The organism is Natronorubrum daqingense, from assembly GCF_001971705.1.
In the GTDB taxonomy this organism is placed as follows: domain Archaea; phylum Halobacteriota; class Halobacteria; order Halobacteriales; family Natrialbaceae; genus Natronorubrum; species Natronorubrum daqingense.
Genome location: NZ_CP019327.1, coordinates 1591715 through 1606675 on the forward strand (window position 1 = coordinate 1591715; position 14961 = coordinate 1606675).

General features: G+C 60.5%; 15 protein-coding genes. 4 read left to right on the top strand and 11 right to left on the bottom strand.

All coding sequences use genetic code 11. The features are described 5' to 3' along the window. Positions 1 to 951: a winged helix-turn-helix domain-containing protein gene (locus BB347_RS07790; RefSeq protein WP_076580279.1), complete on the bottom strand. Its 951-nt coding sequence runs from the start codon at positions 949 to 951 to the stop codon at positions 1 to 3. Positions 952 to 1147: 196 nt separating this feature from the next. Between BB347_RS07790 and BB347_RS07795 the strand changes: the two genes are divergently transcribed. Next, on the top strand, positions 1148 to 1330 hold the full coding sequence (locus BB347_RS07795) for a hypothetical protein (RefSeq protein WP_236995992.1): 183 nt from the start codon (positions 1148 to 1150) through the stop codon (positions 1328 to 1330). A 276-nt stretch (positions 1331 to 1606) separates the two neighbouring features. On the opposite strand, the gene BB347_RS07805 is transcribed toward BB347_RS07795, so the two are convergent. After that, complete coding sequence (locus tag BB347_RS07805; RefSeq protein ID WP_076580283.1) at positions 1607 to 2029, bottom strand: universal stress protein; 423 nt, start codon at positions 2027 to 2029, stop codon at positions 1607 to 1609. Positions 2030 to 2289: 260 nt separating this feature from the next. Here BB347_RS07805 and ppc point away from each other — a divergent pair, with 260 nt between their 5' ends. Further along, entirely contained in the window at positions 2290 to 4995 is a 2706-nt protein-coding gene (gene ppc, locus BB347_RS07810) for a phosphoenolpyruvate carboxylase (RefSeq protein ID WP_076580285.1), read from the top strand. Between the two features lie 26 nt (positions 4996 to 5021). On the opposite strand, the gene BB347_RS07815 is transcribed toward ppc, so the two are convergent. After that, positions 5022 to 5558 (bottom strand): DUF7097 family protein, encoded by a 537-nt coding sequence (locus tag BB347_RS07815; protein ID WP_076580287.1) that lies wholly within the window; start codon positions 5556 to 5558, stop codon positions 5022 to 5024. 118 nt (positions 5559 to 5676) lie between these two features. Between BB347_RS07815 and BB347_RS07820 the strand changes: the two genes are divergently transcribed. After that, entirely contained in the window at positions 5677 to 6120 is a 444-nt protein-coding gene (locus tag BB347_RS07820; protein ID WP_083687724.1) for a DUF192 domain-containing protein, read from the top strand. A 112-nt stretch (positions 6121 to 6232) separates the two neighbouring features. On the opposite strand, the gene hpt is transcribed toward BB347_RS07820, so the two are convergent. Further along, on the bottom strand, positions 6233 to 6793 hold the full coding sequence (gene hpt, locus BB347_RS07825) for a hypoxanthine/guanine phosphoribosyltransferase (RefSeq protein WP_076580289.1): 561 nt from the start codon (positions 6791 to 6793) through the stop codon (positions 6233 to 6235). A 231-nt stretch (positions 6794 to 7024) separates the two neighbouring features. On the opposite strand from hpt, the gene BB347_RS07830 reads away from it, so the two are divergent. Then, complete coding sequence (locus BB347_RS07830) at positions 7025 to 8551, top strand: (R)-citramalate synthase (RefSeq protein ID WP_076580291.1); 1527 nt, start codon at positions 7025 to 7027, stop codon at positions 8549 to 8551. A gap of 163 nt (positions 8552 to 8714) precedes the next feature. On the opposite strand, the gene BB347_RS07835 is transcribed toward BB347_RS07830, so the two are convergent. The 7 genes from BB347_RS07835 to pstC form a co-directional block, all read right to left on the bottom strand. After that, positions 8715 to 9194, bottom strand: a complete 480-nt coding sequence (locus BB347_RS07835; RefSeq protein ID WP_076580293.1) for a type II toxin-antitoxin system VapC family toxin — start codon at positions 9192 to 9194, stop codon at positions 8715 to 8717. Positions 9195 to 9205: 11 nt separating this feature from the next. Continuing rightward, entirely contained in the window at positions 9206 to 9475 is a 270-nt protein-coding gene (locus tag BB347_RS07840) for an AbrB/MazE/SpoVT family DNA-binding domain-containing protein (protein ID WP_004216296.1), read from the bottom strand. 188 nt (positions 9476 to 9663) lie between these two features. Then, entirely contained in the window at positions 9664 to 9861 is a 198-nt protein-coding gene (locus tag BB347_RS07845; protein WP_076580296.1) for a hypothetical protein, read from the bottom strand. Between the two features lie 123 nt (positions 9862 to 9984). After that, the gene (locus BB347_RS07850) at positions 9985 to 11604 is read right to left on the bottom strand and encodes a 4Fe-4S ferredoxin N-terminal domain-containing protein (RefSeq protein WP_076580298.1); all 1620 of its coding nucleotides are present in this window, start codon (positions 11602 to 11604) and stop codon (positions 9985 to 9987) included. Positions 11605 to 11956: 352 nt separating this feature from the next. After that, a complete protein-coding gene (gene pstB, locus BB347_RS07855; protein ID WP_076580301.1) occupies positions 11957 to 12814 on the bottom strand; it encodes a phosphate ABC transporter ATP-binding protein PstB in 858 nt (285 codons plus the stop codon). Between the two features lie 270 nt (positions 12815 to 13084). Next, positions 13085 to 14017: a phosphate ABC transporter permease PstA gene (pstA, locus tag BB347_RS07860; protein ID WP_076580303.1), complete on the bottom strand. Its 933-nt coding sequence runs from the start codon at positions 14015 to 14017 to the stop codon at positions 13085 to 13087. Further along, a complete protein-coding gene (gene pstC / locus BB347_RS07865) occupies positions 14014 to 14937 on the bottom strand; it encodes a phosphate ABC transporter permease subunit PstC (RefSeq protein ID WP_076580305.1) in 924 nt (307 codons plus the stop codon). The genes pstA and pstC overlap by 4 nt, the downstream gene beginning before the upstream one ends. Positions 14938 to 14961: the final 24 nt, after the last annotated feature.

A 14961-nucleotide genomic window follows, 5' to 3' on the forward strand; every position in this document is an offset into this window, starting at 1 on the left:
TTAGGCGACCCCGTATTGTTCTTTCAACGCGGCGTATTCTCGATCACTCGGGACACTGATCCCCACATCATCGGTCGCTGCGTAGTCACCTTCGATGAGTTGGTAGATTCGTTTAATCAGCGATTCGATCCTGTACCACGACGCGGCCTCAGTTAACTTGTCTTCGCCGATTCGCTCCTGTTCAATGAGAAGCATCGCGTAACTCACGTTCCGTGAGTCCGCTTCAAGTACAAGCGTATGGCAGACGATGTCCGCAGGTGTGAGTGGGTTATCTGGCGCGTACCAGAACGCTGGTTCGCCTGCGAGGAAGAATTGCAGGCCATACGCTTGGAACTTCGCCAACCCAGTCATCTCCCAGTCGGGGGCGTGTTGAAGTGCGTCCGTGTCTCCGGGTTCTTGCACGTGAACGAGTGCGCGTTTCGGGTCGCACCACTCTACGGTCGCACTTGGGGCGAGTTTTCGAACCTCTGTTCGGTGCTCGTGAGTCACGACTTCTTGAACGAAGACGAGTAGCGGTTGTAGATCGTCTGCAAGGGCGTAGTCTGGACCGGATAGGGCTAACATCGCTCGGTTCTTGAGTGGTGATAGGGCTTTGTGAACGGCTTGTCGCGTGATTCCTAGTCGGTCAGCGATTGCCGTGACGCGGTGGGGTTCATCAAGGTACCAGCAGACGCGAATAGTTGCTGGTGACAGGAGTCCTGGCCAGTCTACGTGACCGAGTTTCGATGTTAGGTGACGGTACGCTTCGACTACCGGATCATCGGTTGCACGTACGACGCGTTGATTACGATAACGCCGAGTTTCGTCTACCAGCCCGGCTTCAAGTAAGTCATCAACAACACGGTAGATCTGCTTTCGACTGTGCCCAGTTTCTGCTGCAAGGTTCTTCGCGGTTGCTTCCCGCTTAGAACATAACACATCAAGAATTTTGAGTCCAGTCTTCGAGAGCATCTTTGTAAACTATATTGTCTGGACAGTTAAAAGAGTTCCGACAAAATGGTTTACAATATGCTGTCTGAAGCGTTCAATCGTCTTGCTTGAGCAGCCGGTACTGATCCTCAAGCCACTCTACGTCGTGGTACGTTACGTCGTCGCTGATGTCGAATTCTAATGGCAGTGGCTCACTGGCCCGGTTCGTGTAGGATATGTGTACGATAACCGCGCTGCGATCGAGAAGAGCTACACCTCTATCAAAGAGTGCGCTGCATGGACGACGTCGAAGGCGTTCCAAGTCCGGTGGTTCCTCTTCGTCTTTGCTTGTATTGTCTACAATATGTGGCTGCTCGTTGACTTCCTTACGCAGGAACGAATCGGCGTGCTCGAGACGTGAAAGAAACCGAGGATCACGCTGTCACGCTTCCTCAGTTGGCTTAACCGGGTGCTCGACACAGTCATTTAGAGCTCGTTCCGGGCTCGCAGATCGTGAGAGGCTTCTTCGGCCAACTGCTGTTTTTCGAGAGGGAATCCGACTAATCGAATCACTCCGTCAGTTATTTGAGATAATTCGGAGTGGGTCATCGCTGTAATTTCTTGACTGAGGGTCTGTCGTAGCAGGTTTCCCGTGAACGTTTTGACCGGCATTCGCAACTGAACGCGTGTGAGGACCTTATCGGACGACGACGACCGGTGTCGGTGCCCGGCGGACGACAGACTCCGCGACACTGCCGAGTAGAATACGGGAGACCCCCTGTCGGCCGTGACTGCCGATGACGATGGTGTCGTAGCCCTCCGCGGCTCGCTCGACGATTACCGCTCCCGGGCGTCCCGTCTCGATCTCGGTCGTGAGGTCGTGTCCGGACTCCTCGGCTCGGTCGACCGCCTCGTCCAAGATGGTCTGTCCGCGTTCGGTCGCCTCGTCGGCGGCAGGGATTCGATCCTCCGGATTCTCGAAGGCCTCCCAGTACCCTTCCGGGACTGGCACGACGTACAGGACAGTCACGTCGACGTCGTCGAACGTCTCGAACGTGTACTCGAGGGCTTTCTTCGCCGGTCCAGAGCCGTCGTACGGAACGAGTATTTGCTCAGTCATTACCCCTGTGTTAGTGCTTTGGACGCATAATACAACGTCCGGGACTGAGCAGGTGTTTATATCGGCTCGACGGCCGACCGCTCGCTTCGAGTCACCCTTCGCGGACACGTTGTGGAGACGACAGGAGACGTCATCCGAGAGCCCGTACCGACGGAATCGTTCCGTCACGACAGCGCCAGTAACTATCACAGAAAAGCATGAATATAGCAGATAGATCCCCTATACGGGGGTTTTTTGGATGGGAGCCGTACGGATACGGTATGGGACTACACAACAGAGAGCTCCGTCAGGACGTGCGAGAACTCGGCGCGTTGCTGGGGGACGTCCTCGAGGAGCAGACCTCGAGACGCTCGTTCGAGACGGTCGAGTCGTGTCGACGGGCCGCGATCGAGTACCGGAGCGGTGATCTCGAGTCCCGAGAGCCGCTCATTTCCGAGCTTCACGGACTCTCGCCACAGCAACAGCGAATCGTCGCGCGTGGCTTTACGACCTATTTCGAACTGATCAATCTCGCCGAGGAGCGCGAACGAGTACGGACGATTCGGAGTGCGTCCGATGAGGGGGTCCTCGAGCACAGTCTCGAAACCGCGGCCGAAGAGTTGGCCGAAGCCGACACCGAGACCGCAACACGGGTGCTGGACGACGTGCTGATCGAACCGACGTTTACGGCTCACCCGACGGAAGCGCGCCGAAAGACGGTCAAGTCGAAGCTCCGGGAGATTTCGACGCACCTCGAGACCGTAGACGAGCGCTCGCTCACGGCGAAAGAAGACGCCCAGCACTGGCGCGATATCGACGCCGAAGTGACGAGTCTCTGGCAGACGCCACAGGTTCGCAATCGCCAGCCCGAACCCACGGACGAAGCCCGAAACGTCCAGTGGTACCTCGAGAACACGCTCTTCGACGTCGTCGGGGAAGTGTACGACGAACTCGCCGACGCCCTCGACGACGAACTCGAGGGGACGATCGACGTGCCGAAGCTGTTCGAGTTCCGCTCGTGGGCGGGAAGCGACCGTGACGGAAACCCCTACGTCACCCCCGACGTGACCGCGGATACCCTCGAGCGTCAGCGTTCGGTCATTCTGGAGAAGTACCGCGAGCAACTCAAACGTCTCTCCGGCGTCCTCAGTCAAGACGGCAGTCGGATCGACGTCGGCGAGGCGTTCGAAGCCTCGCTCGAAGCGGATCGTGAGCGACTGCCCGGCAGCGCACAAACTGCGGAGACGCGTTATCCCGGCGAACCCTACCGACAGAAGCTCAAACTGATGCGTGAGCGTCTCGAGCGCGTCGGTGACGTTCGCCCGGATGGCTACGCAGACGCCGGAGAACTCCAGACGGACCTCGAAATCATCGCTCAGAGCCTTCGGGACAACAACGGTGAAACCGTCGCCGAAGCACACGTCGATCCCATCCGCAGGCAGGTCGCCACGTTCGGCTTCTCGCTCGCAAGTCTCGACCTACGGGAACACCAGCAAAAGCACACCGACGCAATTGCGGCAGCACTCGAGAGCGAGGGAATCGATTATCACCGGCTGTCCGAAGACGAGCGCGTCGAGTTACTGACCGACGCGGTTCTCCAGGACGATCCCATCGTCGACCTCTCGGACACCGAGGGGCTCTCGGACGAGTCCACTCGCGTGCTCCGCCTGTTCGACGAACTCGGCGACTGGCAGACGGAGTACGGCGTCCACGCCATCGACACCTACTGTATCTCGATGACCGACGAGCCGAGTCACGTCCTCGAGGTACTCTTCCTCGCCGATCAGGCGGGCGTCGTCTCCCTGCCCGAACACTGTGGCATCGACATCGTGCCGCTACTCGAGACCGAGTACGCCCTCTCGGGAGCCCGCCGGATCATGGGGTCGCTCTTCGAGAACGAGGCCTACGCGCAGGCCCTCGAGGCTCGCGGGCAAACGCAGGAGATCATGCTCGGGTACTCCGACTCGAACAAGGAAAACGGATTTTTAGCGGCGAACTGGTCGCTGTACAAGAACCAGCGCCGACTCGGCGAGATCTGCGACGACTACGACGTGACGATGCGACTGTTCCACGGCCGCGGTGGCTCCATCTCTCGCGGCGGCGGGCCGATGAACGAAGCCTTGCTCGCGCTGCCGAACTCGACCGTCACGGGTCAGGTCAAGTTCACCGAACAGGGCGAGGCCATCGCAGAGAAGTACGGCAATCCGCGCATCGCCGAGCGAAACATCGAACAGATGCTGAACGCCCAGCTTCGAGCGCGGTTGTACGCGATGGACCAACCCGAATCCGACATCCCCGAGGAGTGGCTCGAGGCGATGGAGACGATGGCCGACGCCGCCCGTCGAGAGTACCGCAACCTCCTCGAGAGCGAGGGGTTCGTCCGCTACTTCGAGCAGGCGACGCCGATCACGGTCATCGAAAACCTCGATCTCGGTTCGCGTCCCGCCTCTCGCTCGGGCGAGCGAACCGTCGAGGACCTCAGAGCGATTCCGTGGGTGTTCTCCTGGACGCAATCGCGGTGTATCATCCCCGGCTGGTACGCCCTCGCGACTGGCATCGACGCGTATCTAAACGGCGAGGGAACGAACGACAACGGTTCGTTGGAGACGCTCCAAGAGATGTACGAGGAGTGGCCGTTCTTCCGGACGACGCTCGACAACGCCGCGCTCTCGCTCTCGCGAACCGAACTCGAGATCGCGCACCTGTACGCCGACCTCGCGGACGACGACCTCGAGGGGCGGTTCTTCCCCCGGATCAGCGATGAGTACGAGCGAGCGACGGCGCTAATCACCGACATCGGCCAGCGCGAAAGCCTCCACACCCGCGATTGGCTCGGCGAGAGTCTGGCGCGACGAAATCCCTACGTCGATCCGCTGAACCTGTTACAGGTTCACTTGCTCGACAGAAACCATCGAACTGACATCGAAGAGCGAACGCTCCGATTGACGGTGAAGGGAATCGCGGCAGGAATGAAGAACACCGGTTGAACCGTCGTCAGTTCGGAGTGCTATCGCTATTTCTCGTCGACGTCTTCGTCGTACCGTTCAGCAGCTGATTCGAATCCCAGCTCGTCGTACTCGCGGCCGCGGCGCTCCTCGAGTGCGGCAATCGCGTCGGTGTCGGGGGAGGCGTCGTCGGTAATCCGCGCCCACGAGTTGTGGACTTTGGCGTGACACCACCGACAGAGGTAGATCGTAATCTCGTGAGAGAGCGTCTCGCCGTCGCGGTGATACGATAAGTGGTGTTCCTCGAGCAACGGTCGCTCGTCGTCGTGGGCCATGCGTTTTTCCTCGAGGCCACAGCGGACGCACTCCCGGTCGTGATTTCGCGACCGAAAGTGGGGACAATCGCCCCACGTCTCGTCGGTTTCGGGGTCGACGACGGGGCAGGCGTAGTCCTCGCTCGCGCGCTCGCGGGCGAACTCGGGGTCGTGCTCGTAGTGGTCGAAGGCGTAGCGACACGTCCCCTCGCCGGTGAGGTAGTCGCAAACGCCGGCGAACTCGTAGGGGTCGTCGACGCCGACCGACGTTCCCCGTGGCGTTTTCTCCATTCGCGCTCGTCGTTCGTTCGGGTGGCGAGCAGTTGAATCTCACGGCTCCACCGTTGGCGCGAGGGAGTGCCATCCTCGAGCGAGAAGACTTTTGCAATCGGCTTGCCGACTCGAGGACGTGCGGTTGGTTCACTACCCGGCGAACGCAGACGGTGCGGACACAAACGACGGTGTCGACGGAAACGACGGAGACGATATCGACCCGGCCACGTCGGAGAGCGCCCGCCACGTCGTCGCGTCGACCGTCGACGTCGCCGATACCGTTCTGAGCCAGACCCGCGGCCTGATGTTTCGTCGATCGATTCCCGACGACTACGCGCTCGCGTTTCGATTCGACACGATCAGAACGCGGGATATCCACATGCTGTTCGTCTTCTTCCCCATCGACGCCGTCTGGGTCGCCGACGGTGTCGTCCAGCGCATCGAACGGATGCACCCGTGGCGGAGTTTCGCTCGAGCGCGCTGTGACTTACTCCTCGAGCTACCGGCCGGTTCCGCCGACGATATCGACGTTGGAGATCGGCTGGTACTCGAGACGACTGCATCCGACAGTGATCACTGACTCGACCCGACCGTGCTGACCGACTCGACCCGACCGTGCTGACCGACTCGACCCGACCGTGCTGACCGACTCGACCCGACCGTGTTGACCGACTCGATTCGCAACCGCCCCGTCATTCGACGATTTCGACCGCCCCGTCCCGCACGCGGATGTCGAGCAGGCTGGTAACCTCGCGAGTGAGATCCTCGTGTGGAATGTCGACGCGTCGAAGGACGACGACTACGTCTGCGATTTCGGCTTCGGCGGCCTCGAGCGCCTCGCAGACGGCCTCGATCGTCCCGCCGGAGGAGAGCACGTCGTCGACCAACACGACGCGGTCGCCCGAGTCGACGCCGTTGAGAAAGAGGTCGCTCTCGCCGTAACTGGTCTCCTGGTGGACGGCGACCTCGTCCGGAAAGCCGTACGAGCGTTTGCGGACGACGGCGAGGGGGAGGCCACTCGCGAGCGAGAGCGCCGTTCCGTGATGGATTCCCATCGCTTCGGGCGCGACGAGCGTGTCGACATCGGCGAGATCAACCCGCTGGCGAATTCCGTCGGCGATCGCTTCCAATACCGCCGGCTCGATCGGTGGGACGCCGTCGCTGACGCCGTGAACGAAGTACTCGTACCCCTCGCGGTCGACGACCGGGGCCTCACGAACCGATCGGGCCAGCGGCTCCAGCGTTGGATCCATGCTCGAGAGACGATACAGCGCGCGAGTGCAAGGCTGTTCGGGTGACTCGAGCACTGTGGACGCGTTCGTGGTGCCCGCGTGTGATCCACACTCGAGCGGGACCGGCGGATTTAAGAGCGGACACTGCGATAGCATCGCATACCATGTCCGAGGATAGAGGAAGTCGGGGCAACCCGGCTGGGCGTGAAATTCTCCGATGAACAGCTTCCAACTACCGATTCACTCCTACCTGTGACTCACTCCGCTGCAGATACGATTTCCCCAGACCGCACAGTCCGTCTGCTCGACACGACACTTCGCGACGGCGAGCAAGCGCCGGGCGTCTCGCTCTCGCCCGACGAAAAAGTCGACATCGCTCGCGGCCTCGAGCGCGCCGGCGTCTCCGTCATCGAAGCCGGAAGCGCCTGTACCGGTGCGGGTGAGCGACAGGCGATCTCCCGCGTGACCGACCTCGATCTCGACGCCCGCGTCACCAGCTTCTGTCGCGGCATCGAAGCCGACATCGACCTCGCACTCGAGTGTGACGTCGACGGCGTCCACCTCGTCGTCCCCGCGAGCGATCGCCACGTCGAAGGCAAGGTCGGCACCTCCCGCGAGGACAACCTCGCGACGACCGCCGAACTCGTCGGGTACGCATCCGATCACGACCTCTGGGTCGAAGTTATCGGCGAGGACGGCTCTCGAGCCGACCTCGAATACCTCGAGGAACTTATGTCGACTTCCCTCGAGGCCGGAGCCGACCGAGTCTGTTTCGCGGATACCGTCGGCCACACCGGCCCCGAACGCACCGCCGAGGCCGTCTCGCGACTCGCCGAACTCGGCCCCGTCAGTGCCCACACGCACGACGACCTCGGGTTGGGCGTCGCGAACGCGCTCTCGGCCGTCTCCGCCGGTGCCGACCTCGTCCACTGTACGGTCAACGGCCTCGGCGAACGCGCCGGAAACGTCTCGCTCGAGGAGGTCGCGATCGCCCTCTCGCACGTCTACGACGTCGAGACGCTCGAACTCGAGGAACTGTACGACGTGGCACAGAACGTCTCACGAGCGACGGGCGTCCAACTCCCGCCGAACAAAGCCGTCATCGGCGAGAACGCGTTCACCCACGAGAGCGGCATCCACACCGACGGGACGCTCAAGGACGACAAGATGTACGAGCCCTACGCCCCCGAGACGGTTGGGCGGGAACGACGCCTCGCACTCGGAAAACACACCGGGCGCGCGGGCGTCAAGGCCACGCTCGAGGAACACGGCGTCGAGGCCGACGACGATTCGATCGCCGAAATCGCGACGCGGGTTACGGAACTGGGCGACCGCGGCCGTCGGGTCACGGACGCCGACTTGCTCGCCATCGCCGAAGACGTGACCGGGGACGACCGCGAACGCGTCGTCGAACTGCTGGATCTCTCCGCGACCAGTGGCGGCGCGGTTCCGACCGCGAGCATCCGACTCGCCGTCGACGGCGAGGAACGCGTCGCCAGCGGTACCGGTTCCGGACCCGTCGACGCCGCCGTCTCCGCCGTCCGCGAGGCGCTCGGTTCGATGGCCGACGCGGAACTCGAGTCCTACCACGTCAACGCCGTGACGGGCGGCACGGACGCCGTCGTCACCGTCGAAGTCACGATGGTCCGTAACGATCGCTCGGTCACGGTCGCCCGCAGCGAAGCCGACATCACCCGCGCCAGCGTCGAGGCGATGGTCGACTCACTCGACCGGTTGCTCGCCGCTGACACCAAACCACTCACACCAGCCGACGACTAACCTCGAGGGTGACGTGGAATTCGCCACGGTCGCAAATGCTCAGTCGGGGTACCGACTGAGAGCCGACGACTACGTTTCCAGTAGTTGGTAATACGGTTTCTTTATTCAGAGTAAATCGTGAAAATCGCGGTAAGTACAGGCCGCATCTGCATCACAGACCATACTATCCATCAATTAGGGTTAATTTCTCACGTGTCTCAGTTGGGATTGGATTGACGTATTTCACATCTTCGTCGTCACAAAGATCGTCGAAATCGCCGTCAGTTGTAATCAAGTAATCGGCGTCATATGCTCGTGCAAGCGCAACGATGAACGAATCGTACACGTCGTGGTTTTTCTCAGCGCTGATCTCGTACGCCTCAAGCAGCGTTGTCTCGGTGGCACTGACGATTCGTGCAGGGCTACGAACAAGTGATTGGATAGCATTTCGAGCAGCAACTGCGTCTACTCCAAAATTGCTCGTCATCAGATACTGCGCTCGCAACGGATAATAATCAAACACGAGCAAGACGTTTGGCCCATCAATTGCGTTTTGGACCCACGGATACACATCGTCATGTGCAGGATGATCATCGGTGAGCGCGATTGCTAGTACGTTCACGTCAGTGAGAACTGTCACTTCAGTAGGGAGAGAATCAGTCATCGGATAGTCGCTCACTGGTCCATCGGCCCGAAGAGGGTTTCTCCGGCATCAGTTGGTGTCGTGTTCTCCCAGTTCTTCTGACCGGCTGTTGCTGTCTCCAATTTCGAGCTTGGTTTGGGGTTGACTTCAAGGACCGACCCGACGAGGGTTGCAGGAATCTCATCGTTTGATTCGATTCCTAATCGGTCCCGAACCTCTTTTGGGAGTGTTACCCGCCCTCTATCGTCCACTGTGAGTGTGAGTTCTTCTCCATTGTTCGCTTCAAATGCGGACTTTCCCATTTCGAATCACCTAATTCCCACTACTATGCTGACATACAAAACTCTTGCGCCACTCGAAATGCTGATCAGTTCGTACATGGAGTGACCGAATTGTCCCGATTCGATTTTAGGTTCGATTCTGAATAAAGAAACTGTGCTACTATCTACTGTTTCGGTTCCCGACTCCGAGCACACGCTCGCTCCCCTGCCTACTCGAAGTACTCTCGGCTGTGGATATCCCACGGGTCGAAGATGTACACGACGGCGAGAAAGAGCGCCATGACCACGACGAACAGGCGTGCACCTTCGCCGAGCGTCGATGGAAGGCCGGGCTCGAGTGTCGTTGCCATCACTGCTGCGACGCCAATCCAGAGACTGCCGACGATTAGCCGCTGTCGAACGCTCATACGTCGTCTTTCGAGTGAGGCGTACTAAAGCCGACGAGTCTCCACGGACTGATGAGTTTCCACGAACTGCTGAATTTCCACGATCGATGAGTCATCCCGGGCCGGCGGCGTTCTCGTTCCGCCTCAGATAGACGGGCCGTCGACGCCGACGGTTCCCTCGTCGAGGACGTCCTTTCGATTGTCGGTCTGACCGATATCGTCGTACGCGACGGGTCCTTCGACCTGTTCTGCATTCGGCCCGGGTTCGTTACCGAGGTAGACGATGTTCGGGTCCGTGCCGATATCGTCGAGGAGTTTGAACGTCGAGGGCGCGTCACCGGTGTACGCCTCGAGTCGATCCTGCGCCATCGCGTCGCTCGCTCCGTCGAACTCTTCGTCTTCGTCAGGTTCGTCCGCCAGTTCGAGTTCGACGAGCAGGTCTTCGTCCTCGGTATCGAGGCCCTGGTCGTCGAGGACCTCGACCAGTTCGATCACGTCTTCTTCTTGGCTGGCTAACGTACTGTCCGCTTCGATTTCGGGGTGGCCGTCCTCGCCGAGAACGTCGATTGCGAGCGCGAGTCCGAGCAGTTCTTCGTCGAGTTCCTCGACGGCGTCGGTGACGGCCTCGAGTTGGTCGTCCTCGTCTTCGATATCCTCGTCCTCGAGTTGTTCTTCGATCTCGTCGGGAGGTGGCAACTCGCCGGAAATCCGTGCCAGCGTGCGACTCTTCGCCGTGTTTTCGATGTATCGCTGTGGGTCGCTGCTCGGGTCGTTCATGTTTCCGAACTGGATCACTTCCGGCGGGCAAGCCTCCTCGCAGGCGGTCGACCCGATCATGTCCTCGTCTTTCGAGCCGTCCTGTCGAGTCGGGCAGAACGTACACTTCTCCATGACGCCTCTGGGGCCGCGACTGTCGACCGGTCGGTCTCGGCCGTCGTAGATGTGATCTTCGTCCAGTTCGCCCTCGGGGACGTCCGGGTCCTCCCACTGGAAGTAGTTAACGCCGTAGGGGCAGGCGACCTGACAATATCGACAGCCGATACAAACATCGTAGTCCGTCAGGACGAGGCCGTCTTCCTCGCGGGTGTGTCTGGCCGTCGTCGGACAGACCTTCTCACAGGGAGCGTCGGTACAGTGTTGACACGGGCGAATCATCGCGTTGTTCGCCTCTCCCGGCGTGTCGTCCTCGAAGTAGAGGACGTACATCCAGTTCGCGCCCTGCTCCCAGTTGTGTTCTTCCGCGCAGGCGGTGACGCACGCGAGACAGCCGTCGCAGTGCTCGAGATCCAGTGCCATCCCCCACTGCACGCCCTCCTCGTCGGACTCGTCCGGTTCGTCGGCTTCTTGCTCGTCGTCCTGTGCGAACGCCGACTCCGCGTTTCCGTCGCTGTTCGATGCCCCCCACGCGCTCATGCCGACCGCGCCAGCGCCGCCCATCTTCTTCAGGACGCCGCGACGTGATTCTTCACCGACGCCGACCTGGGCGAGAGCGCGGTCGACGTGACCCTCCGCCGTCGACTCCGTGCCGTCGGCTATGGGCCGATTATCCTCGCCGAACTCCTCGAGAACGTCCTCGTGATACCGGTCGTAAAACGCCTCCTCGGAGAGCGTCCCCTCCGTGACGCGCATGGCGTCTTCCGCCATCTCCATCCCCAACTCCGCGTCGTACTCGGTCTCCTCGAGCGCCTCCTCGAGGCTCGTTTGCCACGACTCGCCGAGTGGATGAAACGGCTCTTCGTCCGAGCGCTCCTCGTCCGAACTCATCGCGGTCTGGCACCCCCGAAGACACTATTGCTGAGATTCTCGCGAACCATTGGTAGTTACTGACACTGTAGCTACCAGACTGATTTCGATAAACAGGGTGCTTGCGAGTGACACGGACCACGGAGGCGTCCGTCGATAGCGGGGGCTGGCGATTGTACTCCACCAGTGACTGATTCGGCGAAGTCGGTAAAACCGAACGGCCTCCAGTACCAACTGAACCGATTCACACACTGATCGCCGACACGGCTGGCGATCAGCGGTGTACTACCTCACAATGGCTACGAGGGTCACTCACGAACGGATCGATACGTCAGTTCGTGCAACTCGAGAAACACCACTTCGATCGCCGTCGTTACCCGAACTTCCCGGTGATGTAATCTTCGACCCGGTCGCTTTCGGGATTATTGAAAATCTTGTTCGTGTCGTCGAACTCCACGAGATTCCCGCCCGTCAGGAAGACGGCCGTCTTATCGGAGATACGCGCCGCCTGTTGCATGTTGTGCGTGACGATAACGACGGTGTACTCCTCGGCTAACTCCTCGACCAAGTCCTCGATTTTCGAGGTCGCGACGGGATCCAGCGCCGACGCTGGCTCGTCCATCAAGATGACCTCGGGGTCCGGAGCGATCGCGCGAGCGATACAGAGTCGCTGTTGTTGGCCCCCAGAGAGATCGAGCCCGCTCGAGTCGAGTTGGTCTTCGACTTCTTCGAAGAGCGCCGCCCGCTCGAGTGCCGTCTGCACTTTTGCCTCGACGTCGCCGTCGTCTTTCCCCTGCACGCGGAGACCGTAGGCCACGTTGTCGAAGATACTCTTCGGGAACGGATTCGGTTTCTGGAAGACCATGCCGATTTTCCGACGGAGGGCGACGGGGTCGACGTCCTCGTCGTAAACGTTCTTCCCGTGGAAATGGAGGTCGCCCTCGACGCGCGCGACGTCGATCAGGTCGTTCATTCGGTTGATCGAGCGCAGGAACGTCGATTTCCCACAGCCGGAGGGCCCGATGAGCGCCGTGACTCCGCGTTCAGGAATGTCCATATCAATTCCGTGAAGGGCCTGATCGTCACCGTAGAAGACGTCGAGATTGCGCGATTCGATGACGGCATCGTCGACCCGCGGGGAGCCAAGTGGCGCGTTGTCGGCCATCGCGGCGTCAGCAGTGGAATCGCTGGATTCCGATGTCGTGACGGTTTGAGGTCCGTTCGCGGTCATTTGGGATACGTAACCCTTGAGCCTCGAGCAGTTACTTGTTGCGGAATTCGCTCCGGCGCCTTTTCCCACGGACGCGAGGAACTCGCCTCGTCGTCGATTGTCGGTGCCATCTATACGACAATTCATCAGCTGACCGACTAAGTAGGATACTATGATGGCTCTTGTCGCCTCGTGATGGCTCTGTACGACTATATAGGTCGACGGCTGCGGATACGCCCACTTACTGGGAGTAAAACGAGTCGGTGAAACCGAATCCTCGCCCGTCGACCGTCACCGACGGTCGTACTTGTTCCGAATGTAGATCGCGACCGCGTTCATGAGCAACAATACCGCCAGCAGGACGATGATGCCGGCTGCGGCGATGTGTTGGAAGTCCCCTTCGGGCTCTTTCGCCCACGTGAAGATCTGCATCGGCATCGCGGCGAACGAGCCGGTCGGCTCCGTAATGTCGGGCGGCGCGAACATGGATGTCGCCGCACCGACCATGATGATCGGGGCCGTTTCACCGATCGCTCGAGAGAGCGAGAGGATGATCCCCGTCATGATGCCGGGAATCGCTTCCGGGAGCACGACGTTTCTGACCGTCTGCCACTTCGTTGCGCCGGTACCATACGACGCCTGACGCATCGAGTCCGGGACGGCACGAAGCGATTCCTGTGTTTGGACGATGACGATCGGTAAGATCAACAGCGTGAGCGTGAGTGCACCGGCGAGGAGGCTCGAGCCAGCACCCATCGCTCTGACGAAGACCGCCAGTCCGAGTAGACCGTACACGATCGAGGGGACACCGGCGAGGTTCGCGATGTTCGCCTCGATGAAGCGCGTGAGGAACGTCTCCCTCGCGTACTCCTCGAGATAGATTGCGGCCCCGACGCCGAGGATCAGCGTGAAGACGGCGGTCATCGCGATGAGATACACCGAGCCGACGAGTGCCGGATAGATTCCACCCGGACCGGTCGGGAGATCGCCGTAGTTCGACGGGTCGTAGTTCTCGGCGAGGTACGACGGCGGGTGGGTCAGGAACTCGAGCGTGAGCCAGCCCCAGGCTTCGTTGACCACGTCGAGGACGAGGGCGACGAGGGCGACGATTCCGACGAGCGTCGCCAGGATACAACAGGCGAGGAAGATGCGTCCGTACAGCCGCATCCGACGGATCGAGGAGTCGTCGACGTCGAGTCCGTCCGAGTGGGTGGGGGTACTCATTCGTACTCCTCCCGGTAGCGCGAGCGAATCCACATGCTACCGACGTTCATCAAGAAGGTCATTACGAACAGCGTCAAGCCGAGCGCAAAGAGACTCATGTACCCGATTGATCCGACTGAGGCGTCACCGGTGCCGATTTCGACCATGTAGGCCGTCATCGTCTGCATCTCGGCGAACGGACTCATCGAGATCTGGGGCAACATCCCGACGGCGAGCGTGACCGCCATCGTCTCACCGATCGCCCGCGAAATCGCGAGAATGTACGCCGAGAGGATTCCCGAGAGCGACGCCGGTAAGACGACCTGCGTCGACACTTCGAACTTCGTCGCACCGAGTCCGTAGGCCGCGTTCCGAAGTGAGTCCGGAACCGAACTCATCGCGTCTTCGGAGATCGAAGACACCATCGGGATGATCATGACGCCGACGACGATGGCACCCGAAAGCACGTTGAACGTCCCGACATCCGGATTGAAGTACTGAATCACCGGCGTGATAAACGAGAGCGCGAAGAATCCGTAGACGATCGTCGGAATCCCGGCCAGCACCTCGAGCGTCGGCTTGACGAGACGGCGAACGCGCTCGTTGGCGTACTCCGAGAGGTAAATCGCCGTCAGCGTCCCGACCGGAAGCGCGATGATTGCGGAACCGACGGTAACGACGAGCGTCCCCCAGACGAGCGGTAAGACGCCGAAGCTCGGATTACTCGCGTCTCGAGGGCTCCACTCCGTTCCCGTGAGGTATTCGACGATCGAGACCTCCGAGAAGAAGTCGACCGCGCCATCGACGAGCACGAGGATGATCGCCAGCGTCGTCAAGACGGTGACGAGCGCACACGAAAAGAAAATCCACTTCGCGAATCTGTCGATAAACGACCCGACGTCATTGTCCTCCCGACTGAGATTGACCGGCTCGGTACTCATTTGAGCCCCCCTACTCGTCGCCAC

Bases quoted from the DNA above. Each gene is read 5' to 3' on its own strand.
- BB347_RS07790 (WP_076580279.1), bottom strand. From the start codon at position 951: ATGCTCTCGAAGACTGGACTCAAAATTCTTGATGTGTTATGTTCTAAG.
- BB347_RS07805 (WP_076580283.1), bottom strand. From the start codon at position 2,029: ATGACTGAGCAAATACTCGTTCCGTACGACGGCTCTGGACCGGCGAAG.
- ppc (WP_076580285.1), top strand. From the start codon at position 2,290: ATGGGACTACACAACAGAGAGCTCCGTCAGGACGTGCGAGAACTCGGC.
- BB347_RS07815 (WP_076580287.1), bottom strand. From the start codon at position 5,558: ATGGAGAAAACGCCACGGGGAACGTCGGTCGGCGTCGACGACCCCTAC.
- hpt (WP_076580289.1), bottom strand. From the start codon at position 6,793: ATGGATCCAACGCTGGAGCCGCTGGCCCGATCGGTTCGTGAGGCCCCG.
- BB347_RS07835 (WP_076580293.1), bottom strand. From the start codon at position 9,194: ATGACTGATTCTCTCCCTACTGAAGTGACAGTTCTCACTGACGTGAAC.
- BB347_RS07840 (WP_004216296.1), bottom strand. From the start codon at position 9,475: ATGGGAAAGTCCGCATTTGAAGCGAACAATGGAGAAGAACTCACACTC.
- BB347_RS07845 (WP_076580296.1), bottom strand. From the start codon at position 9,861: ATGAGCGTTCGACAGCGGCTAATCGTCGGCAGTCTCTGGATTGGCGTC.
- BB347_RS07850 (WP_076580298.1), bottom strand. From the start codon at position 11,604: ATGAGTTCGGACGAGGAGCGCTCGGACGAAGAGCCGTTTCATCCACTC.
- pstB (WP_076580301.1), bottom strand. From the start codon at position 12,814: ATGACCGCGAACGGACCTCAAACCGTCACGACATCGGAATCCAGCGAT.
- pstA (WP_076580303.1), bottom strand. From the start codon at position 14,017: ATGAGTACCCCCACCCACTCGGACGGACTCGACGTCGACGACTCCTCG.
- pstC (WP_076580305.1), bottom strand. From the start codon at position 14,937: ATGAGTACCGAGCCGGTCAATCTCAGTCGGGAGGACAATGACGTCGGG.